Source organism: Phyllobacterium trifolii (genome assembly GCF_014192095.1).
Taxonomy (GTDB): domain Bacteria; phylum Pseudomonadota; class Alphaproteobacteria; order Rhizobiales; family Rhizobiaceae; genus Phyllobacterium; species Phyllobacterium trifolii.
Genome location: NZ_JACHXN010000005.1, coordinates 155,673 through 176,775, shown reverse-complemented (window position 1 = coordinate 176,775; position 21,103 = coordinate 155,673). Strand labels below are relative to the sequence as shown.

The 21,103-nt window shown below is 55.9% G+C and carries 19 protein-coding genes and 1 pseudogene; 11 read left to right on the top strand and 9 right to left on the bottom strand.

The features are described 5' to 3' along the window. Positions 1-2: 2 nt before the first annotated feature. Positions 3-668, bottom strand: a complete 666-nt coding sequence (gene ccmB / locus FHS21_RS09735) for a heme exporter protein CcmB (protein ID WP_112525009.1) — start codon at positions 666-668, stop codon at positions 3-5. Then, complete coding sequence (ccmA, locus tag FHS21_RS09730; RefSeq protein ID WP_183661772.1) at positions 668-1,276, bottom strand: heme ABC exporter ATP-binding protein CcmA; 609 nt, start codon at positions 1,274-1,276, stop codon at positions 668-670. Before ccmA ends, ccmB begins: the two co-directional genes overlap by 1 nt. Before the next feature lie 290 nt (positions 1,277-1,566). On the opposite strand from ccmA, the gene acnA reads away from it, so the two are divergent. The 3 genes and pseudogenes from acnA to FHS21_RS09715 all read left to right on the top strand — a co-directional run. Next, complete coding sequence (acnA, locus tag FHS21_RS09725) at positions 1,567-4,254, top strand: aconitate hydratase AcnA (protein ID WP_183661770.1); 2,688 nt, start codon at positions 1,567-1,569, stop codon at positions 4,252-4,254. 186 nt (positions 4,255-4,440) lie between these two features. Next, a complete protein-coding gene (locus FHS21_RS09720) occupies positions 4,441-5,214 on the top strand; it encodes a DUF1223 domain-containing protein (protein ID WP_246410964.1) in 774 nt (257 codons plus the stop codon). 491 nt (positions 5,215-5,705) lie between these two features. Beyond that, positions 5,706-5,993, top strand: a pseudogene (locus FHS21_RS09715) (DUF2794 domain-containing protein); the annotation flags it as partial. Positions 5,994-5,996: 3 nt separating this feature from the next. On the opposite strand, the gene FHS21_RS09710 reads toward FHS21_RS09715, so the two are convergent. From FHS21_RS09710 to FHS21_RS09695, 4 genes are all read right to left on the bottom strand, one after another. Beyond that, positions 5,997-6,545, bottom strand: coding sequence for a GNAT family N-acetyltransferase (locus FHS21_RS09710; protein ID WP_112525001.1), 549 nt, complete (start codon positions 6,543-6,545; stop codon positions 5,997-5,999). 159 nt (positions 6,546-6,704) lie between these two features. Then, complete coding sequence (locus FHS21_RS09705; protein ID WP_112524999.1) at positions 6,705-7,481, bottom strand: Bax inhibitor-1/YccA family protein; 777 nt, start codon at positions 7,479-7,481, stop codon at positions 6,705-6,707. A 190-nt stretch (positions 7,482-7,671) separates the two neighbouring features. Continuing rightward, the gene (locus FHS21_RS09700; protein ID WP_183661768.1) at positions 7,672-10,239 is read right to left on the bottom strand and encodes an ABC transporter permease; all 2,568 of its coding nucleotides are present in this window, start codon (positions 10,237-10,239) and stop codon (positions 7,672-7,674) included. After that, positions 10,236-10,940: an ABC transporter ATP-binding protein gene (locus FHS21_RS09695; protein ID WP_112525222.1), complete on the bottom strand. Its 705-nt coding sequence runs from the start codon at positions 10,938-10,940 to the stop codon at positions 10,236-10,238. Before FHS21_RS09695 ends, FHS21_RS09700 begins: the two co-directional genes overlap by 4 nt. 68 nt (positions 10,941-11,008) lie before the next feature. Here FHS21_RS09695 and FHS21_RS09690 point away from each other — a divergent pair, with 68 nt between their 5' ends. Further along, positions 11,009-11,668 (top strand): arylesterase, encoded by a 660-nt coding sequence (locus FHS21_RS09690; protein WP_112524995.1) that lies wholly within the window; start codon positions 11,009-11,011, stop codon positions 11,666-11,668. A 162-nt stretch (positions 11,669-11,830) separates the two neighbouring features. Continuing rightward, positions 11,831-12,427 (top strand): RNA 2',3'-cyclic phosphodiesterase, encoded by a 597-nt coding sequence (gene thpR, locus FHS21_RS09685; protein ID WP_183661766.1) that lies wholly within the window; start codon positions 11,831-11,833, stop codon positions 12,425-12,427. On the opposite strand, the gene FHS21_RS09680 is transcribed toward thpR, so the two are convergent. Beyond that, positions 12,376-12,849 (bottom strand): low molecular weight protein-tyrosine-phosphatase, encoded by a 474-nt coding sequence (locus FHS21_RS09680; protein ID WP_112524990.1) that lies wholly within the window; start codon positions 12,847-12,849, stop codon positions 12,376-12,378. The genes thpR and FHS21_RS09680 overlap by 52 nt on opposite strands. A 120-nt stretch (positions 12,850-12,969) precedes the next feature. Between FHS21_RS09680 and FHS21_RS09675 the strand changes: the two genes are divergently transcribed. From FHS21_RS09675 to FHS21_RS09660, 4 genes are all read left to right on the top strand, one after another. Next, positions 12,970-13,362 (top strand): YkvA family protein, encoded by a 393-nt coding sequence (locus FHS21_RS09675; protein ID WP_112524988.1) that lies wholly within the window; start codon positions 12,970-12,972, stop codon positions 13,360-13,362. Between the two features lie 256 nt (positions 13,363-13,618). Continuing rightward, a complete protein-coding gene (locus FHS21_RS09670; protein ID WP_112524986.1) occupies positions 13,619-14,122 on the top strand; it encodes an invasion associated locus B family protein in 504 nt (167 codons plus the stop codon). A 123-nt stretch (positions 14,123-14,245) separates the two neighbouring features. Further along, entirely contained in the window at positions 14,246-15,484 is a 1,239-nt protein-coding gene (gene rlmN / locus FHS21_RS09665) for a dual-specificity RNA methyltransferase RlmN (RefSeq protein ID WP_112524984.1), read from the top strand. Next, positions 15,481-15,909, top strand: coding sequence for a hypothetical protein (locus tag FHS21_RS09660; RefSeq protein ID WP_112524982.1), 429 nt, complete (start codon positions 15,481-15,483; stop codon positions 15,907-15,909). The genes rlmN and FHS21_RS09660 overlap by 4 nt, the downstream gene beginning before the upstream one ends. A gap of 8 nt (positions 15,910-15,917) precedes the next feature. Here the strand turns inward: FHS21_RS09660 and FHS21_RS09655 are convergent, their stop codons facing one another. After that, on the bottom strand, positions 15,918-16,559 hold the full coding sequence (locus tag FHS21_RS09655) for a LysE family translocator (RefSeq protein ID WP_112524980.1): 642 nt from the start codon (positions 16,557-16,559) through the stop codon (positions 15,918-15,920). 249 nt (positions 16,560-16,808) lie between these two features. Here FHS21_RS09655 and FHS21_RS09650 point away from each other — a divergent pair, with 249 nt between their 5' ends. Continuing rightward, positions 16,809-18,032: an argininosuccinate synthase gene (locus FHS21_RS09650; protein ID WP_112524978.1), complete on the top strand. Its 1,224-nt coding sequence runs from the start codon at positions 16,809-16,811 to the stop codon at positions 18,030-18,032. A gap of 153 nt (positions 18,033-18,185) precedes the next feature. Next, a complete protein-coding gene (locus FHS21_RS09645) occupies positions 18,186-20,234 on the top strand; it encodes a M3 family metallopeptidase (RefSeq protein WP_112524976.1) in 2,049 nt (682 codons plus the stop codon). Between the two features lie 19 nt (positions 20,235-20,253). On the opposite strand, the gene FHS21_RS09640 is transcribed toward FHS21_RS09645, so the two are convergent. Continuing rightward, entirely contained in the window at positions 20,254-21,075 is an 822-nt protein-coding gene (locus FHS21_RS09640; protein ID WP_112524974.1) for an alpha/beta fold hydrolase, read from the bottom strand. Positions 21,076-21,103 lie beyond the last annotated feature (28 nt).

Sequence of the window (21,103 nt, the reverse complement as noted above, 5' to 3'; positions counted from 1 at the left end):
CGTCAATCGGCAGAAGACCTCAACGCCGCTGCGGCGGCTACTGGTCCCAGCACTGCAAAGAACAGCGTAATCGCAGCAAGAATAAGGAAAGGTGCCAGAAACGGTGCCGGATCTTCAACTGCGCCATAGGACGCAGACACGCCAAAAATCAGCACCGGTATCGTCAGCGGCAGGATGATCACAGAAACCAAAAGCCCGCCCCGCGGTAGCGAAACCGCCACCGCAGCGCCCACAGCACCGATCAGCGTGATCGCCGGCGTGCCGACCAGAAGGGTCAAGGCGGTCGCACCAATGGCCGCAGGTTCCATGTTCATGAAAAGCCCAAGCAGCGGCGAGGCAATGACCAATGGCAAGACGCTGACTGTCCAATGCGCCAGGCATTTGACGAGGATCGTAAGTGCAAGCATGTGCCGATCCGCCGCCATGATCAGGAGATCGAGCGAGCCATCATCACGATCCGCCTGAAACAGGCGGTCGAGGCCAAGCAAGGTCGCAAGCAGCGCTCCGATCCACAACATGGCCGCACCGATACGGGCAAGCAGCTTCAGATCGGGTCCCACGCCAAAGGGAACGACGGCAATTACCGCCAGAAAGAACAGGATGCCAACCAACGCGCCGCCACCAGCGCGCAAGCCAAGTCGAACGTCGCGAAGGAACAATGCGCCCATTACGAGGCGGCTCCCAGGGCCAATTCGTTCGATCCCTCAAGCCCCAGCGGCAAATGGGTCGCTGCAACTATAATTCCGCCGCTTGTCAGGTGTCCGCGCATAAGTCCGGTGAACTGCGTCTCAGATGCTTTGTCCAACCCGGCGGTTGGCTCATCCAGAAGCCACACCGGCCGGTCGCTGACAAGAAGCCGGGCGATACTGACACGGCGTTTTTGTCCGGTCGAAAGATAGCCAAAAGGCAGGTGACCAATTTCACCAAGACTGACGTATTCGAGCGCTTCGGCAATCGAATACTGACCGCGCCCGTTGAACGATTGCCAGAAATGCAGGTTTTCATCGACGCTGAGAACCGGCTTCATGGCATTGAGGTGGCCAAGATAATGAGCGGCCGCGGCGAGCCCCTCAAACGCGTCCGGCGTACCCTCGAGCCGAAGCATTCCTTCCGCCTGAACAAGCAGACCTGCGATAATTCGAAGCAGGGTCGATTTACCTGAACCGTTAGGCCCAGTCACCATAAGCGCTTCACCGGAGGAAACAGCAAAGTGAAGACCGGAAAACAACAGTTCTCCTCCCCGTTCACCACCCAAATTCTCGGCGATTAACCGCATGACCGATCCGCTTTTTGGTACTTGTGAAACGCCACGCGATTATTTCGACGCAGCACACAATTTAGACTAATTCCGGTCTGGCACAGATCAGCGAAAAACTCTATATAGCTGACAACCATGCCAGCGGTCGGCATGGAAACCATTTTGGCCGATCTCGATACGGGTTCCGTTTTTGGACCTGTTGCGGGACGGACAGCGGAAATGACTGCACCCGCACCTTAGCGCGTCCTTGAAACGCGGCAAAGGCGTTCGTCCCGGGTTTAGGCCTCAGCATAAGGACGAACGCAACAATGTCTCATATTGACAGCTTCAAATGCCGTAGGACCCTCACCGTGGGGGACAAGGAATACGTCTATTATAGTTTGACCGAAGCCGAAAAGAACGGCCTGGAAGGCATCTCCCAGCTTCCATTCTCGATGAAAGTTCTTCTCGAAAATCTGCTTCGTTTTGAAGACAACCGCTCGGTCTTCAAGAAAGACATCGAAGCCGTCGCAGCATGGCTCGTCGACCGCGGCAGTGCCGGTGCGGAAATCGCCTATCGTCCGGCCCGCGTCCTGATGCAGGACTTCACCGGGGTTCCGGCAGTCGTAGATCTTGCAGCGATGCGCGACGCCATGGTCAATCTCGGTGGCGATCCGGAAAAGATCAATCCGCTTGTTCCGGTTGACCTCGTCATCGATCACTCTGTTATCGTCGATGAGTTCGGCAATCCCCAAGCCTTCAAGCGCAATGTGGATCTCGAATATGAACGCAACGGGGAGCGTTATCGCTTCCTGAAGTGGGGCCAGCAGGCGTTCAAGAACTTCCGCGTCGTTCCGCCCGGCACCGGCATTTGCCATCAGGTCAATCTTGAATATCTCGCGCAAGGCGTGTGGACCAAGGACGAGGATGGCGTGACCGTCGCATATCCCGATACTTGCGTCGGGACTGACTCGCACACGACCATGGTCAATGGCCTCGGCGTACTCGGCTGGGGCGTTGGCGGTATCGAGGCTGAGGCATCCATGCTTGGCCAGCCCGTTTCGATGCTTCTGCCGGAAGTCATCGGCTTCCGCCTGACCGGCAAGGTCAAGGAAGGCGTGACAGCGACCGACCTCGTTCTCACTGTTGTGCAGATGCTGCGCAAGAAGGGCGTCGTCGGCAAGTTCGTCGAATTCTTCGGGCCTGGCCTCGAAAGCATGACGCTTGCGGACCGTGCAACCATTGGCAATATGGGCCCCGAATACGGCGCGACCTGCGGCTTTTTCCCGATCGACCGCGAAACCATCAACTACATGCACATGTCCGGACGCGACGAAGACCGCCTCGCTCTTGTCGAGGCCTATTCGAAAGCGCAGGGCATGTGGCGCGAGCCAAACTCTGCTGATCCGGTATTCACCGACACGCTGGAACTCGATCTCGGAACCGTTGTGCCGTCCATGGCTGGGCCGAAGCGTCCGGAGGGCCGTATCGCGCTTGAAGGCATTGCGTCCGGCTTCCATGAATCGCTGCAGAAGGAATACAAGAAGACCACGCAGCTCGACGCCCGCTATCCTGTCGAAGGCGAGGACTACGATCTGGGTCACGGCGATGTCGCCATCGCCGCTATCACCTCCTGCACGAACACCTCGAATCCGAGCGTGTTGATTGCAGCGGGTCTTCTTGCCCGCAACGCGGTTGCCAAGGGCCTGAAGTCGAAGCCCTGGGTCAAGACATCGCTTGCTCCGGGCTCGCAGGTCGTTGCCGCCTATCTGGAAAGCGCCGGTTTGCAGACATCACTAGACGCGCTTGGCTTCAACCTCGTTGGTTTCGGCTGCACGACCTGCATCGGCAATTCCGGTCCGCTGCTGACGCCGATTTCCAAAACCATCAACGACAAGGGTCTGATCGCGGCGTCGGTACTTTCCGGCAATCGTAACTTCGAAGGCCGTGTATCGCCCGACGTTCAGGCAAACTATCTGGCTTCACCGCCTCTCGTCGTTGCCTATGCTATCGCCGGTACAGTTAAACTCGACCTTACCACCGAGCCGCTTGGCGAAGATCAGAACGGTAATCCGGTTTTCCTCAAGGATATCTGGCCGTCTTCACACGAGATTCAGGAGTTCATCACCAAAAACGTCACCCGCAAACTGTTTTCGGCCAAATATGCAGACGTGTTCAAGGGCGACGAAAACTGGCAGGCGGTGAAGGTTCCCGCAGGTCAGACCTATGCCTGGGACGATCAGTCGACCTATGTGCAGAACCCGCCTTACTTTGTCGGCATGGGCAAGACACCGGGCAAGGTCAACGACATCAAGGGTGCGCGCATTCTTGGTCTGTTTGGCGACAAGATCACCACCGACCATATTTCTCCGGCCGGTTCGATCAAGGCGGCCTCTCCTGCCGGACAGTATCTGACCGAGCATGGCGTCGCTCCGCTGGACTTCAACCAGTACGGCACGCGCCGCGGCAATCATGAAGTGATGATGCGCGGCACCTTCGCCAATATTCGCATCCGCAACCATATGCTCGGCGAAAACGGCCGTGAAGGTGGCTATACGATCCACTATCCGACCAAGGAGGAAATGCCGATCTACGACGCTGCCATGCAATATCGTAGCGAGAATGTTCCTCTGGTGGTCTTTGCCGGTGTCGAATATGGCAATGGCTCATCGCGCGACTGGGCGGCAAAGGGAACCAGCCTGCTTGGTGTTCGTGCCGTGATTGCCCAGTCCTTCGAGCGTATTCATCGTTCGAATCTCGTCGGCATGGGCATAGTGCCATTCGTTCTCGAAGACGGCACGAGCTGGCAATCGCTGGGGCTCAAGGGTGACGAGATCGTCTCGATTGAAGGTCTGGCCACGATTCAACCACGCCAGAAGACATTTGCCACGGTGACTTACGCCGATGGCGGCGTCAAACAGGTGCCGTTAATCTGCCGCATCGATACGATCGACGAACTCGAATATTTGAAAAACGGCGGTATCCTGCAATACGTTCTGCGTGATCTTGCTGCCTGATTGCTCAAAAATAATGTGAAACGGATGGTCGCCGGGAAACCGGCGGCCTTTCGATTAAAGGCAAGACGAAACGTGATCGAATTCACCTCAAAGTGACTTCCTGTTGAAACGATCGGCTCCTATCAATCTTCTGACAATTGAACTGACAAAAACGAACTAAGAAAACTCGGGAAGAAAATAACTACCTTGTCCCTGCGCACCCTATCCAGACGCATTGTAATCGGCGCACCGTTCGTAGCGGCAGTGGCTTATGTGCTGCCTGTCTGTGCGGAGGAGTCTGGCGGGAAACCAGAGGGTGTCGTCGAGCTTTATACCTCTCAAGGCTGCGGGTCATGCCCCCCTGCGGATGCGGTGCTGAAGTCGCTTGCGACGGAAGGAAAGGTTGTCGCGCTCGCCTTCCACGTGGATTATTGGGATTATCGCGGCTGGACAGACAGCCTTGCAGTGCCCGAAAACACCGACCGTCAGAATGCCTATCGTACTGCTCTGGGATTGAACGGTATTTATACGCCGCAGGTGATCCTCAATGGCCGTGAGCATATGAACGGTCAGGACGGCCAGAAAATTCGCAGGCGTATCGCAGAAACGCGCAACACGCCGACTGGGCTCACCATCCCCGTATCCATCGAAAAGACCGCACGGGACCGGCTGTTGATCGACATAGGTTCCGGTCCATCCGCGACCAACCCAGTTCGCGTTCTGCTGGCCTATTTCAATCGAGAGAGCATCATCGCCATACCCGATGGCGAGAATGTCGGACGCAAGGTCAGTTACGCCAACAGTGTGCGCGCGATGGAGACGGTCGGCATGTGGGATGGGGCGGCGCAGAAGATCGAAATCCCGCTGAGCGAGATCGCCAGCAAGAAAGCGTCCGGCTGCGCGGTGCTGCTGCAGGAGATGCTGGGTGAGGGCAAGCCAGGCCCCATTATTGGCGCCTCGATTATGGCCGCGAAACCCTAGAGCATCGGGCGATAAGACACGCTCTACCCACACAGAAAAACAGGCCGGATAAATCCGGCCTGAGTATTGGGGCATGTTGCTTAGGGAGACTTGGTCGGCTCAACCCGGGCAACCCGTTGGGCGGGGGGCTTGGGGTATCGGGCCGCTTCGAGAACGAACCGGTCTCGGACAACATGCCATTGATGTTGGGTGTCGAATCCGGCGGCAATGCGAACAGATAATGGCGAGAATGTGTCAGCCTATTCACCATTGAATTCACGGCGTATTGCTTTGTGAGAAAGCCAACAAAACAGTTCGTAAGCCAACGATATTGAATGCTCTCATCACTCCGGACTTGTAAATTGATGCGGATCAGGCCACCTTTATGTCATCCACGTGACACAACAGTTTTCAAAGGCGGTTGATTGATGGACAGCAATGCAGGTGGCGACGAATCGCAACAGCAGGCTAAACTTATCTCCCTTACTCACAACAACGATTTGCCCGTAACCTTCAACCGGCGCGAACTCGATCAGATCCTGCGAATATATGGTTTCATGGTATCTGCCGGCGAGTGGCGGGACTATGCCATCGATCATTTGATGGACAGGGCAGTCTTCTCGATCTTCCGGCGAACCAGTGAAGTACCGATGTTCCGGATAGAGAAAAACCCCAGGTTCGCGCGCAAGCAGGGCGCCTACAGTGTCATTGCCGCCAGTGGTCTCATTCTCAAGCGCGGTCAGGAACTCGATCGGGTACTAAGGGTCTTCGACAAGAGCCTGAGTGTCGTACGGAGTTAGTGCTTAAGCTTTCAGCGGGGGTGTGCCAGGCAAGGTTTCCGAGCCGCCGTTCATGTCCAGCTGCATCAGCACGGTGTCGAGCCAACGGCCATGCTTGAAGCCCGATGCCCTGATGGTTCCCGAATGTTTGAAGCCCGAGCTCAAATGCAACCGTACTGACGCTGATGCGTCGTGGCCATCACCGATGACTGCGATGAACTGACGGAAGCCGAGATTGGTGCAATCCTTGATCAGCTGTTGCAGCAGGACCTTGCCAAGCCCCTTCCCCTTTGCCTCCGGTGCAATGTAAATCGAATCCTCGACTGACCACCAATAAGCCGGGCGCGTCCGGAAATAACTAGCGTAGGCATAGCCGATCACTGCCCCATCGAGTTCCGCTACTACGTAAGGAAATCCGTCCGCGGTGACTGCGTGGAACCGCCGTGTCATCTCTTCCATATCGGGTGGATCGATTTCGTAAGTCGCCGTTCCGTGCAGGACAGCGTCGCGATAGATTTCTGTTATGGCCGGAAGGTCGGCGGGACGAGCTGAACGGATATAAATCTGGGACATGGAATTTCGCAATGAATGATGATCTTGCACGCTTCATGCACTTCTTTGCTTGGAATTTGAAGGGGAGCGTTGCGAAAATAATCACCGCATCTCCGGCGGCAGGAAAACGAAAAGGGCAGCGTTTCCGCTGCCCTTATCCTCAATTCAGGTTCGCAAAAGTTAGTTGCGGTTACCGAGGAACTGCAGAAGGAACATGAACATGTTGATGAAGTCGAGATAAAGTCGGAGTGCACCCATGATTGCCTTGCGGCCATAAGTGTCCGAGCTGTCGCCTTCGTAGTACATTTCCTTGATATTCTGCGTGTCATAGGCGGTCAGGCCGGCGAAGACCAGAACACCGATAGCGGAGATTGCGAACTGCAAGGCGCTCGACTGCAGGAAGATATTGATCAGCGAGGCAAGAATGATGCCGATCAGACCCATGAACAGGAATGAGCCCATCGCAGTGAGGTCACGCTTCGTTGTGTATCCATAGAGCGACAGGGCGCCGAAGGATGCCGCCGTGATGAAGAACGTCTGAACGATGCTTCCGGACGTAAACACCAGGAAGATCGAGGACAGCGAGATACCAACCAGCGCGGCATAGACCCAGAACGTCGTCTGGGCAGCGGCAACGCTCATCTTCTCGATGCGGAAACTCAAAAAGAACACTGCGGCAAGCGGTGCGAGCATCACAACCCAGCGCAGGGGTGAGCCATAGATTGCAACGCCAAGATTTGTCAGCATCTTGCCGTTGGGCAACTGCGCTGCGGCAAGAGACGCATCATTGGTGGTTGCGAGATAAACAACTGCAAGGGCGGCAAAACCGGTCACTGCAAGACCGATACCCATAAGGTTATACACCTTCAGCATGTAGCTGCGTAGACCTTGATCGATCCCCGCGTCCACACGCACTCCGGCCGATGTACGGGCCTGGATGTTGCGATAGTCAGCCATGGTTTTCCTCATTTGCTTCGTCCCGTCGGGTGTCGGGGGAATCCCGGGCGCCGCTGGCGGGACCCCAGCATGCCTTGGTAAGAATTATGGTGATTTAAACGCGTTATAACAAGACCTGATTTGCTCAAGATCGTGTGTTGCAGTCCCAAATTGCCCTGAAACAGAGCAATATTACATCGTTTTAATGATTTCAAAGGTTTCGCAAGATCGGCGCCGCCTTCTGGCCAAGTATTCGCCATGTGCCAGCGAGTCCGAAACCGATAGTCAGGACCAGAGCGATAATTACGGTCATCATGGCCACTTCCGGCTGGAAGGAGGCTGGCAAGGTCATGACCCGCACAATCACATACCAGGCAGCCACACCACCGGCGAGCAACGCAAAAATAGCGGTCGAGAGGCCGAGCAGCATATATTCAAGCGTAAAGGCCTTTATCAGCGTGCGTCTGGTCGCTCCAAGCGTTTTCAACACGACTGCATCATGAACCCGCGCGCGATTTCCTGCCGCCAAAGCACCGCCAAGCACCAGAATAGATGCGATGAGTGCCACTGACGCTGCCGCGCGAATAGCAACGGCCAATTGTCCGACCAGCTCATTTGCGATGGTGATCGCATCCTTGACCCGAACGGTCGTCACTGCCGGAAAGGCCCGGGTCACATCGCGCATGACGGTGGCTTCTTGCTGCGCGGTGGCTGCGGGGTCGGTCAGGGTCGCCAGCCATGCATGCGGCGCGCCGGTAAAGGTGTTCGGCGAAAACACCATCACGAAGTTGATGGCAAGGGATTCCCACTGGAGTTGACGAAAGTTGGCGATCCGCGCGGTGATGTTGCGACCAAGCACATTGACCGTCACGGTGTCACCAATCTTCAAGCCAAGATTGCCGGCCTCTTCGGCGGAGAAGGAGACAAGCGGTTCGCCGGAGTAATCAGTTGGCCACCACGAACCTTGTGTCAGCGCCGAGTTTTCCGGCACGGTTTTGGCATAGGTGATACCGCGGTCGCCGCGCAATACCCATGCACCCTCGGGTGGAATGGTCAATTTCGTTATATCCGTACCGTTGAACGCGACGATGCGCCCGCGCAGCATCGGCGCGCTGACGATCTTGCCATTCGGCGCTGCATTTTGCAGGAGAGTCGTGAACTGATCGACCTGTTTGCTCTGAATATCGACAAAGAAAAAATTCGGCGCCCGCTCGGGCAGGTTACCCGCCAGTTGCTGACGCAAACTGCCGTCGATAAGTGCAAGCGTAACGAGAAGGGTCAGTCCCAGCCCAAGAGAAAGGACTACGGAGGGAGTGAGGGCGCCAGGCCGATGAATATTACCAAAAGCAAGCCGCAGCGCTGTCGATCGCACGCGCGGCGCGCGCCGCGCAAGCCATTGAACCAAGCCCGAAACAGCGCGCAAAACGACGAACGAGAACGCAACCGCGCCAACAAAGACCATGGCGATTCGCCGGTCATAGGCAAAAATCACGGCCAGCAAGCAAAGGACAGCGATCAGGACAACCGCGGCCAACACATAGATTGGCTTCGGCCAGCCGCGCTGCTCAAACCCCTGTTCGCGGAAGAGTGCCGTCGCTGGAACATCTCTGGCGCGCCCTAAGGGCAATATGGCGAACGCTAGCGTTGTCAAAAGACCGAATAGTGCGGCCCAGAGCAATGCGCCGGGATAGAAGCCACCCTTCGAGGCGATGGGCAGAACGCTCTGTAAGGCGTAGCCAGCAGCATAAGGAATAAGAGCCGCAACGACCAGGCCGATGAGAATACCGGCTAGCGCTATAATGACGATCTGTATGAGATACACCGCGATCACAAACCAGCCTGGAGCTCCAAGTGACTTGAATGTGGCGATGACGCCGCGCTTTGCGTCGAGATAAGACCTCACTGCATTGGCTACGCCGACCCCGCCAACGATCAGGGAGGTCAGCCCGACCAAGGTCAGGAATTGTGAGAACCGTTCGATATTGGCGCTGAGCGAAGGCGCTGCATTGTTGCGGCCACGTATTGTCCAACCAGCTTGTGGAAATTGTTTCTGCGCTTCCTCGCGTATGGCCGTGATTGCAGCGTCTGTCGCCCCGGCTGGTAGAGCGATCTTATAGCTATGATCGACAAGGCTTCCCGGCTGGATAAGCCCAGCGGCACCGAGCCCTTCAAGTGACACCATGAAGCGAGGTGCGAAGCCAAAGCCGTCGGAAAGCAGATCCGGTTCATTGGTGATGACAGAGCGCAACTCGAACGTTGCAGTTCCAAGGAGAACCCGGTCACCGAGCTTCAGATTGAGCCGGTCGAGAAATATCTGGGCAACAGCGGCTCCGTAGGCACCATCCTTTTCTGCAAACAGTGCCTGATGGTCAAGTACAGGCGTCGTCTGCAGCGCTCCATAGAGCGGATAGGCATTGTCCACTGCCTTCACTTCCACCAGCGATTGATCAGACCCATCGGCAAGCCTTGCCATTGACCGCATGTTGGCGCTGACAGCAACGCGGCCCTTGCTGTCGAGAAAGGCCCGCTCGTCAGGGTTGACTTCACGCTGGTTGAGCTGAAAACGGATATCTCCGCCGAGGATGCTCTGGCCTTGCGTGGAGATACCCGCCGTAACGGAGTTTGCGACCGAGTTGACACCGCCAATGGCCGCCACACCAAGCGCAATACAGGCGAGAAAGATATAGAACCCTGACAGACCACCGCGCATTTCGCGCAGGGCGAAACGCAACGCCAGTTTCAGGGATGGTGCAGCGCGGACGGGAGATATTTCACTCATGCGCTCTTCGCCAATTCAGGGGCATGGTCATCCGCCTCGATCAGGCCGGATCGCACGCGAATCTCTCGGTCGCAACGCGCGGCGAGTGTTGCGTCATGGGTGACAAGGACGAGTGTGACGCCGAATTCCTTCTGCTTCTCAAACAGAAGATCGGCTATCTGCCGTCCTGTCGCCGTGTCGAGATTACCTGTTGGTTCGTCGGCAATAAGGATCTTCGGCGACGGCGCTAGCGCGCGTGCAATCGCGACACGCTGCTGCTCGCCGCCTGAGAGTTCGCCAGGATAATGCGTAATGCGATCAGCAAGACCGACTGCCGCGAGCACATTTTCTGCAATGCCGAAGGCATCCGGATTTCCCGCGAGCTCGAGCGGCACGGCGACATTTTCCAGTGCCGTCATGTTCGGAATGAGATGAAATGATTGGAATACAATGCCGATATTGCGGCCGCGGAACGCCGCTATTTGATCCTCGCTCATGCTTTCGAGTTTCTCGCCGGCAATCTGAACTGAACCGGAATCCACATGCTCAAGTCCAGCAAGAACCATCAAAAGGGTCGATTTGCCCGAGCCGGACGGCCCGACAATGCCAACTGACTGCCCGTAATTGATACTTAGGGAAATGCCTTTCAGCACATGCACCGAGGAAGCACCACTGCCAAGTGTCAACTCAATGTGATCAAGCGCGATAACGGATTTAGTCACGAAGCACTTCCTTTGCGGTATGGTCAGCACCAGATTGATTGCAGCTGGTCTGATATGGGTACCCAAGAATGAGATTCAAATCATTGTTACAGTTCTTCGTTTTATCTGGTCTAGTTGCCTTGCCGTCCTTGGCCCTGGCCAATCAAAATGCCGTGTCTGACCGCCCGTTGGCGGTTGTCGGTTTCGGCGACAGCCTGATGTCCGGCTTCCAACTGCCGATACAGGATTCGTTCACCGCCCAGTTGGAAAAGGCGCTGAAGGATAAGGGCGTCAACGTGACGATCACCAATGCGGGCGTCGCGGGCGAAACGACCACTGACGGCGTCTCCAGGTTGGATTGGTCGGTGCCCGAAGGTACCGACCTGGTGATCCTCGAATTCGGCGCCAATGACGCGCTCCGAGGCATCGACCCGGCCATCAGCGAGAAAAACCTTTCCGATATCCTTGAGAAACTGAAGCAGCGCAACGTTCAGGTCATTCTCGCCGGCATGCTGGCACCTCCCAATATGGGCAATGATTATGCGGAGAAATTCAACGCGATCTTTCCGCGTCTGGCGAAAAAATACGACGTGCCGCTCTATCCCTTCTTCCTGGATGGGGTCGCCACAGTAAAATCATTGCAACTCGAAGACGGCGAACATCCGAACACAGAGGGCGTCGCCAAGATGGTTGAAGGTTTTCTGCCACTCATGGAAAAGACCATAAGCCAGCGCACCGCATCACAATAGGTGCTCCACGCGCCGCGGCTGGCGATCCGTTAACCTGTTCTGCCACCTTTGGATGAGCCGTGTCTAATTTGTCGCGCCGGAGGATAATCTGAACTTATGTCTTGCTCGCGAGTTCATTCGATGATTCTCTAAAGTCACAACTCGATTCGGGGAGGATGCCTTATGCCGCGTCTCTTTACTGCCCTCGAAATCCCGAGGGACGCCGCTCTCTCACTGTCGCTTTTGCGCGGTGGCCTGCCAGGTGCCCGATGGATTGATGTCGAAAACTATCACATCACATTACGCTTTATCGGGGATGTCGAAGGCCATATCGCCGACGAGGTCGCCAATGCACTCGACCGCATAAGGCGACCGGAATTTACGCTGCAACTTTCCGGCGTGAACGCCTTCGGCTCAAAGAAGCCACATAGTCTGGTCGCAGGTGTCTCTCCTTCGCCGGACATTCAAGCGCTGCACGCCGAAATCGAGCGCATCTGCCAGCGCCTTATGCTGCCGGCCGATCAACGCAAATTTACCCCGCATGTAACCCTCGCGCGGCTGCGCAATGTCCGTAATGAAGAGGTCGCGCACTATCTGTCGTCACGCGGAAACTTCTCCACAGCACCGTTCACTATCGGACGTTTCGTGCTGATGTCATCGCGCGATTCCATCGGTGGCGGACCTTACATTGTCGAGGAAGCCTGGCCACTCGAAGCCCCGCGTTCTTTTTACCCGAACCGTGCGGAGAGGCCTTTGGAGGCCTCCAGGATCAATCGGTAGACGCGTTCGAAATCGACACTCGTGCCGTAATACGGATCGGGGATCTGTATGGAGTCTCCAAGCCCGAGTTCATAGAACATTCCGACCTCCGCTGTGGCAAGGCTAGGTCGACGCGCCTTGATGGTCGCGATATTCTCCCGGTCCATGCCTATTATCAGGTCAAACCGGGTGAAATCATCCGCAGTAAGCTGGCGGCACCTTTGAGCTGAAATATCGATGCCGTGGCGACTGGCGACGACAATAGAGCGTTTGTCCGGCAATTCTCCGGTGTGATAGCCATTGGTACCGGCGGAATCTATGAGGACACCATTCCCCTTCCTCCCCGCCGCAAGCACCGATCGGAATACACCCTCGGCCAAGGGAGAGCGGCAAATATTGCCGAGACAAACGAACAGAACGGAATGAAGCGGGTGTGATGTCATGCAAGCACTCTGGTTTGGACGGGGACGTGTTCACCAATTCCTGCAACAATTTCACTGAAACTCTTGCAGCAGGTGGCCGTTCTTCCCATGTTGTCACGGAATGGTTTTGAAGGAAAAGGGATGGACGACGCAAAGATTGGCGAAATTCTGGAACCGGGGAGTGAGGATCAACAGCGCTCCCGCGAGGAACGCGTTCGTGCGCGCTTTTGGAAAACGGCACGCAAGGCTGCGAAATCGATCCCGTTTCTCGATGAAGTGGTTGCCGGTTATTTTTGTGCGCTCGATCCCGCGACACCGACAAAGGTGCGCGGCATTCTTCTCGGCTCGCTTGCCTATTTCGTATTGCCCCTCGACTTCATTCCCGACTTCCTCTTCGGTCTCGGTTTCACCGACGACGTCGCCGTCCTGATGGCAGCATTGACCGCCATTCGCAGCCATATCACACCGGCGCATCGGGCTGCTGCACAAACGGCGATCGCAAACCTCGACCGCGACTCTTCGCCGGCCAATTGATTTTCGATTCATCACAAGGATGTGAAACCGCGAAACGTCAAAGTCTCGCCGCTTTTATTTGGCTGGAGTTCACAGGTGGGACGTTAACGAGGACGCGATATTCGTAGCTCTGAAAATTTGCTCTATCTTCACCGTTTGGTAACCCAGATTAAGTCAAATTAAGGGAAGCGAACTGGACAATGCGGCATCCGGAAATCTTCCGGGCCATTGCCGGTTCGCTAGTTATGAAATACGCGAGAAAAAACTGGTAGGTAAAATGTTTGGAAAATCAATCGTAGCGATCTCTGTGCTCATGTTTGGGCTGACGGGAACAGCTCTTGCCCAGACCCCAAGTCAGATCAGCCAGTACAACGCGTGGGGCGCTTACAGCTACCAGCAGGGCAACGGTAAAGTCTGCTACGTCCTTTCTGTTCCGATCGACAAGCAGCCTGCCAAGATCGATCATGGCGATAACTTCTTCATGGTCAGCCAGAAGCCGGGTCAGAACGTCAGTTTCGAACCGCAGTTCAAGGCCGGCTACGATCTGCAGGCAAATTCGAAGGTCGTCGTGAAGATCGACGAGCGCTCTTTCTCCATGTTTACCAGTGGCAGTCATGGCTGGATGGAAAACGCTGCCGAAGAACCGCAACTCGTCGCCGCATTGCGTGCCGGACATCAGATGTCAATCAACGCTGTTTCGAAGCGCGGTACGAAGACGAGTTATGCGTATTCGCTGAAGGGTGTTTCGGCTGCTCTGAAGGCCATTGCGACCTGCAAATAACAATTCGAAGAGATATTGTCATAAAGGGGCCGAGCACTGTTTCGGCCCTTTTGCATGTGGAGGTGACGCGCGGGCTGGAACGTGGTATGAGCCCCGCTTCCGATTAGAACGTTAGAAAACTCCATGTCCGTATCGCTAGACCTGACACATCCTGTTGCCCGGGATAAATCCCGTGATGCCATTCGAACCACGATGGTTGAAAAGCCGTCGTTGATTGGCTTATCGCGTGCAGAAATGGGCGAGGCGTTGGTTGCGATTGGCGTGCCGGAACGTCAGATAAAGATGCGCGTCGCGCAGCTCTGGCATTGGCTCTATGTGCGCGGCGTTTCCGATTTCGCCGATATGCTCAACATTTCGCGGGACATGCGTGAATTGCTGGATCGGCATTTTAATATTGCGCGTCCGGAGATCGTCGAGGAACAGATCTCCAACGACGGGACCCGCAAGTGGCTATTCCGCTTCCCGCCGCGCGGCGCCGGGCGTCCTGTAGAGATCGAAACCGTTTATATTCCGGAAGAAGGCCGCGGCACCCTGTGTATTTCCAGCCAGGTCGGCTGCACCCTCACCTGCTCCTTCTGCCACACGGGCACCCAGAAGCTCGTCCGCAATCTGACCGCCGAGGAGATTCTGGCTCAGTTGCTGATCGCCCGGGACCGCCTCGGCGATTTCCCTGATCGCAATACGCCCGATGGCGCCATTGTGCCCGCTGAGGGCCGCAAGGTTTCCAACATCGTGATGATGGGAATGGGCGAGCCGCTTTATAATTTCGAGAATGTCAAGAAGGCTTTGCTGATCGCCTCCGATGGCGATGGCCTGTCGTTGTCCAAGCGCCGGATCACATTGTCGACTTCAGGCGTCGTGCCGGAAATTTATCGCGCAGGCGAAGAGATTGGCGTCATGTTGGCAATCTCGTTGCACGCGGTGAACGACGATCTGCGTGACATGCTCGTGCCGATCAACAAGAAATACCCGCTGAAAGAATTGCTCGATGCTTGCCGGGCTTATCCGAGCCTCTCCAATTCGAAGCGGATCACCTTTGAATATGTCATGCTCAAGGGCGTCAATGACTCGCTCGACGATGCCAAACAGCTTGTAAAGCTGCTCAGGGGCATTCCGGCGAAGATCAATCTGATCCCGTTCAATCCCTGGCCCGGTGTGAACTACCAGTGTTCCGATTGGGAGCAGATCGAGAAGTTCGCCGACTACGTCAACAATGCTGGCTATGCCTCGCCGATACGCACTCCGCGTGGACGTGATATTTTGGCAGCCTGCGGTCAGTTGAAATCAGAATCGGAACGTATGAAGAAGACGGACCGTCTGGCGTTCGAGGCGGCCATGATCGCCGGGCACGGCGAAGATTGAGCCGGATCCTGGCCTACTTGCTACGTTTTGCCCTGATCACGTTTGGCTTCGTCTGCGCGATTTTCTCCGCATCGCTGTTCCTTAACCTGCTGCTGCTTGGCAGTTCCGAGTTGATCGGCTCTGAGGGTCCATTTCTCTATCTGACGATTCCTGCTTTTGCGGTGGTAATTGGCTACAGCATCTTCTTTCCGGCAGCGATTCTGATTCTGTATGCCGAACTGACCGCTTGGCGCGATTGGCTATTCTATGCGCTCGGCGGCGCTGGCATTGCCGTCGTCATTATTGTCTGGAAATGGCGACCGCAGGCGGAAGACACAAGCACGTTCGCTGCAATCCTCGCGACCGGCGTTGTCGGCGGTTTTGTATACTGGCTGATTTCAGGACGTAGTGCAGGCCTGACCGCAAAGCTTCCGAAAGACCTATAGGCAAGGCGTTACTTCGCCTGCGCCATCAATATCTTTGCCGCGAAAGCGGAAAAAACTCCCGCAAAAAGCCAATCGGTGATCCGTGTGACGGTCGGGTTTTTCTTGAGCAATTTTGAGAACTTGTCGGCCGCGATAATCATCGGTGTTACCACAGGGAGGGCGAGCGGGATGAACAGCACACCCAGAAAAAACAGCTTTCCGGGCGCATGAGGATCCGAGGCCGAGACGAACTGCGGCAGGAAGGTCATGAAAAAGAGGATGATCTTCGGATTCAGTAGATTGATACCAAAGCCGGTCAACCAGTTTTGAAACAATGTGTGCGATTGGCCTACCTGCTTTTCCGGCGAGAACGCTGAACCATGGCGTATCGCCTGATAGGCAAGCCATACCAAGTATCCTGCGCCGACGATCTTAAGTGCAAGGAACGCGCTCGGCGAAGCAACAATCAACGCTGAAAGCCCGATAGCCACCATCGTCGTGTGAACGACGATGCCGCTGCTTGCACCCGCCAGGCAGGCAAAACCGGCCGCCTTGCCTTCTGACAAGGCACGCCCCACGAAAAGTGTCATGTCAGGCCCGGGGGTGATCGATAAGACGAAGGTCGCGATTGCAAACTGCAGGATAATCGACCATTCAGGAATGAAGTTCATTGACAGGCTCCGTTGCAGATTTGACGGAAGCTAACGCGACTATCGGATTTTAACCACCCGCTTTCGACGCCTGACGCCTGTTTTATGCGATGCATTTTTCGAATGTTGTTCTCGCACAGTTGTCTTCGCCGGTTCCTCGAGCGACACGAGACCTGCGCAGGCAAGCCGCAGCCCTCCGAGACCGGCCTTGCCAACACCACCGCACCTGATAAAAGACCTGCAACAATGGCCGATATGCAGGAAAACAGAATGAACAAGTGGAAAGACGTCAAGAAGGTCGTGCTCGCCTATTCGGGCGGGCTCGACACATCTATCATCCTGAAGTGGCTGCAGACGGAACTCGGCGCTGAAGTCGTCACCTTCACCGCTGATCTCGGCCAGGGCGAGGAACTCGAGCCGGCTCGAAAAAAAGCCGAGATGCTTGGTATCAAGGAGATATATATCGAGGATGTCCGCGAGGAATTCGTTCGCGATTTCGTCTTTCCGATGTTCCGCGCCAACGCCGTCTATGAAGGCGTCTATCTGCTCGGCACTTCGATTGCCCGCCCGCTGATTTCAAAACATCTCGTTGAGATCGCCGCTCGTACGGGCGCTGATGCGATTGCCCATGGGGCAACAGGCAAGGGCAACGATCAGGTCCGCTTTGAGCTTTCCGCCTATGCGCTCAATCCGGATATCAAGGTGATCGCGCCCTGGCGCGACTGGACCTTCAAATCGCGCACGGATCTTTTGGAGTTTGCGCGCGAACACCAGATTCCGATCGCCAAGGACAAGCTCGGCGAGGCGCCGTTCTCTGTGGATGCAAATCTTTTGCACTCTTCGTCGGAAGGCAAGGTGCTTGAGGATCCGTGGGTCGAGGCTCCCGAATATGTGCACCAGCGCACGATCTCGCCGATGGAGGCGCCGGATAAAGTAACGGAAATCGAAATCGCTTTCGAAAAGGGCGATGCGGTTGCTATCGACGGCAAGCCGCTCTCGCCTGCAACATTGTTGAAAGCGCTTAACGACCTTGGCCGCGACAATGGTATCGGCCGTCTTGATCTGGTCGAAAACCGTTTCGTCGGCATGAAATCACGAGGCGTTTATGAGACACCCGGCGGGACCATACTTCTCGCCGCACATCGTGCAATGGAATCAATTACGCTCGATCGCGGCGCGGCCCATCTCAAAGATGAATTCATGCCACGCTATGCCGAGCTCATCTACAACGGCTTCTGGTTCTCGCCGGAGCGGGAAATGCTGCAGGCCATGATCGATAAAAGCCAGGACGATGTAGAAGGCACCGTTCGTTTGAAGCTATACAAGGGCAACGTCATGGTTTCCGGTCGGAAATCGAAAAAGTCGCTCTATTCGGACGCTCTCGTGACTTTCGAGGACGACCGCGGCGCTTATGACCAGAAGGATGCAGCCGGATTTATCCGCCTCAACGCGTTGCGGCTGCGCACGCTTGCCGCTCGCAAGCGCAACAGCTGATCTTTCCGAACGCGAACGAAGCGGGGCGGCCCTGCCCCGCTTTTTGTTTTCAGCGATGCTGCTACTTTCTTGACGACGCGGCTTGTGGCTGCACCGTCTCCGTCTTAGATGTTAGAACCTTGTTGTTCTTGCCCCCTGACGGAGCGCGCGCCCATGTCCTCAACGAAACCGTCTATCAACACAGCACTGACAGAGTGGACGGGGGCCCTTGGGCTGCCCGACTTCACCGCTTTCAACGATGACGACTTCGCCGCTGCTTTTGATGCCGCCCTTGCGGGAGACCTCGCCGATATTGAGGCCGTGGTTAACCAGCACGACGTCCCGACGATTGAGAACACGCTGAAAGCCTTGCAACTTTCCGGCAAGGACCTGGATCGTGTCTCCGCAATCTTCTGGCTGCGGGCCGGTGCCCACACCAATGAAGCGATCCAGGCGCTTGAACGGGTCATTGCGCCGAAAATGTCGCGCCATTCTTCGTCGATCATGATGAACCCGCTGCTCTTCGCGCGTATCGATTCGCTTTACGAGCAGCGCGATTTGCTCGGTCTTGATCCCGAAACAAATCGTGTGCTGGAGAAAACCTGGAAAGGTTTTGTGCGCAGCGGCGCGCGGCTCGATGAACAGGGAAAGGCACGGCTCGCCGACATCAATGAAAGGCTCGCAAGCCTTGGCGCACAGTTCGGGCAGAACGTGCAAAAGGACGAAGCGGACTGGGCACTGTTCATCACGGACGAGACGGAACTAGCCGGTTTACCGGATTTTGTGCGTGATTCGATGCGCGGTGCCGCCGAAGAGCGTGACCGCCCCGATGCCTGGGCAGTCACATTATCCCGCTCCATTATCGAACCGTTTTTGTCCTTCTCCGAAAACCGCTCCCTGCGCGAAAAGTCGTTCCGTGCCTGGGCAGCCCGCGGCGAAAATGGCGGCGAGACGGACAATACAGACATCGTTGCCGAAATGGTGAAGCTGCGTGCTGAAAAAGCCAATCTGCTCGGCTATAAAAGCTTCGCAGCTTACAAGCTCGATGACACGATGGCCAAGACGCCCAAAGCGGTTATGGACTTGCTGGAACCGGTCTGGGACAAAGCCAAGGCTCGCGCCGCCGAAGAAGAAACCGATCTGCAGCGGCTTATCACCGGCGAAGGCCGCAATCACAAAGTCGAACCCTGGGACTGGCGCTACTATGCCGAGAAACTGCGCAACGAACGTTTCGCTTTCGACGAGGCCGAACTGAAACCCTACCTGCAACTGGAGAAGGTCATCGAGGCCTGCTTCGACGTCGCGACACGTCTGTTCGGAATTACGTTCGAGGAGAAACAGGGCATTCCGACCTGGCATCCCGATGTCCGCGTCTGGGAAGTTTTCAATGCGGATGGCAGCGAACGTGGTCTTTTCCTTGGCGATTATTTCAATCGCCAGTCGAAGCGCTCTGGCGCATGGATGAGCGCGCTCCAATCGCAACACAAGCTCGACGGCGAGCACAAGCCGATCATCTACAACGTCATGAATTTCGCCAAACCACCCAAGGGTGAGCCTGCTCTGCTATCGCTTGATGGTGCGAAAACGCTGTTTCATGAGTTTGGGCATGCGCTGCACGGACTTTTATCGGACGTCACCTGGCCAGCCGTTTCCGGCACATCCGTATCGCGCGACTTTGTCGAATTGCCATCTCAACTCTACGAGCACTGGCTGACCGTGCCGGCCATTCTTGAGAAGTATGCAATTCATTACCGCACCGGCGAAGCGATGCCGAAGGCCTTGCTCGACAAGGTGCTTGCTGCCAATACATTCAATGCGGGGTTCAACACGGTTGAATTCACCTCGTCTGCGCTGGTTGACATGGCGTTTCATGCGGACGGTACCCCGCCCGTCGATCCGATCAAATTCGAGGCCGATACATTGAGGCAACTGGAGATGCCCGACGCCATTATCATGCGCCATCGCACCCCGCACTTCACGCACGTGTTTTCCGGAGATGGTTATTCAGCCGGCTATTATTCCTACATGTGGTCGGAGGTGCTGGATGCGGATGCGTTCAAGGCATTCGAGGAGACGGGCGACGTGTTCAACAGCGATCTCGCCGCGAAGCTGAGACAATATATCTATTCAGCGGGTGGAAGCCGTGATCCGGAAGATCTCTATAAGGCGTTTCGCGGCAAGATGCCCACGCCCGATGCCATGATCGAAAAACGTGGGCTTTGATTTTGACGCAAGGTTCAGATCAGGCCTTGGCGAAATCCAGAAGGTCCTTGTTGAGCTGATTCTTGTGCGTCGTCGCAAGACCGTGAGGCGCACCCGGATAGACCTTTAAGGTAGCGTTCTTCACGATCTTAACAGCCTTGCGCGCCGCATCGTCAATTGGCACGATCTGGTCGTCATCGCCATGGATGAACAAGGTCGGAATGTCGAACTTCTTCAGATCTTCGGTGAGGTCGGTCTCGGAAAATGCTTTGATGCAGAAGTAGGAGGCGGGCATTCCCGCCATCATACCTTGCAACCAGAAGAAATCTCTGACGCCTTCGGAAATTTTCGCGCCAGTACGGTTATAGCCATAGAACGGCAGCGACAGGTCGGCGAAGAACTGCGACCGGTCAGCGACGACCCCATCGCGTAGACCATTGAAAACATCTATAGGTAAGCCTTCGGGGTTGGCTTCGGTTTTCAACATCAGCGGGGGAATCGCCCCAACAAGCACTGCTTTGGCAACACGTTTTGTGCCATGCCGTCCGATATAACGGGCAACTTCACCACCGCCCGTCGAATGGCCGATCATGATTGCATCCTTCAGATCGAGCTTCTCGAACAGTTCCGCCAGATCGTCCGCATAGGTATCCAAATCATTGCCATTCCAGGGCTGGCTGGAGCGTCCATGGCCGCGGCGGTCATGCGCAATGACACGGTAGCCATTCGAGGCGAGGAAGAACATCTGATCCTCCCAGGCATCCGAAGAGAGCGGCCAGCCATGGCTGAAAACCACAGGCTGTCCCTTGCCCCAGTCCTTGTAGTAGATTTCGGTACCGTCTTTTGTGATGATCGTAGGCATGGGAGTTGTATCCTTTCGCTGGTTTGTT

Excerpts from the sequence above, each read along its gene's own strand:
- ccmB (WP_112525009.1), bottom strand. The coding sequence starts at position 668 with ATGGGCGCATTGTTCCTTCGCGACGTTCGACTTGGCTTGCGCGCTGGT.
- ccmA (WP_183661772.1), bottom strand. The coding sequence starts at position 1,276 with ATGCGGTTAATCGCCGAGAATTTGGGTGGTGAACGGGGAGGAGAACTG.
- acnA (WP_183661770.1), top strand. The coding sequence starts at position 1,567 with ATGTCTCATATTGACAGCTTCAAATGCCGTAGGACCCTCACCGTGGGG.
- FHS21_RS09710 (WP_112525001.1), bottom strand. The coding sequence starts at position 6,545 with ATGTCCCAGATTTATATCCGTTCAGCTCGTCCCGCCGACCTTCCGGCC.
- FHS21_RS09705 (WP_112524999.1), bottom strand. The coding sequence starts at position 7,481 with ATGGCTGACTATCGCAACATCCAGGCCCGTACATCGGCCGGAGTGCGT.
- FHS21_RS09700 (WP_183661768.1), bottom strand. The coding sequence starts at position 10,239 with ATGAGTGAAATATCTCCCGTCCGCGCTGCACCATCCCTGAAACTGGCG.
- FHS21_RS09690 (WP_112524995.1), top strand. The coding sequence starts at position 11,009 with ATGAGATTCAAATCATTGTTACAGTTCTTCGTTTTATCTGGTCTAGTT.
- thpR (WP_183661766.1), top strand. The coding sequence starts at position 11,831 with ATGCCGCGTCTCTTTACTGCCCTCGAAATCCCGAGGGACGCCGCTCTC.
- FHS21_RS09680 (WP_112524990.1), bottom strand. The coding sequence starts at position 12,849 with ATGACATCACACCCGCTTCATTCCGTTCTGTTCGTTTGTCTCGGCAAT.
- FHS21_RS09675 (WP_112524988.1), top strand. The coding sequence starts at position 12,970 with ATGGACGACGCAAAGATTGGCGAAATTCTGGAACCGGGGAGTGAGGAT.
- FHS21_RS09670 (WP_112524986.1), top strand. The coding sequence starts at position 13,619 with ATGTTTGGAAAATCAATCGTAGCGATCTCTGTGCTCATGTTTGGGCTG.
- rlmN (WP_112524984.1), top strand. The coding sequence starts at position 14,246 with ATGTCCGTATCGCTAGACCTGACACATCCTGTTGCCCGGGATAAATCC.
- FHS21_RS09655 (WP_112524980.1), bottom strand. The coding sequence starts at position 16,559 with ATGAACTTCATTCCTGAATGGTCGATTATCCTGCAGTTTGCAATCGCG.
- FHS21_RS09650 (WP_112524978.1), top strand. The coding sequence starts at position 16,809 with ATGAACAAGTGGAAAGACGTCAAGAAGGTCGTGCTCGCCTATTCGGGC.
- FHS21_RS09645 (WP_112524976.1), top strand. The coding sequence starts at position 18,186 with ATGTCCTCAACGAAACCGTCTATCAACACAGCACTGACAGAGTGGACG.
- FHS21_RS09640 (WP_112524974.1), bottom strand. The coding sequence starts at position 21,075 with ATGCCTACGATCATCACAAAAGACGGTACCGAAATCTACTACAAGGAC.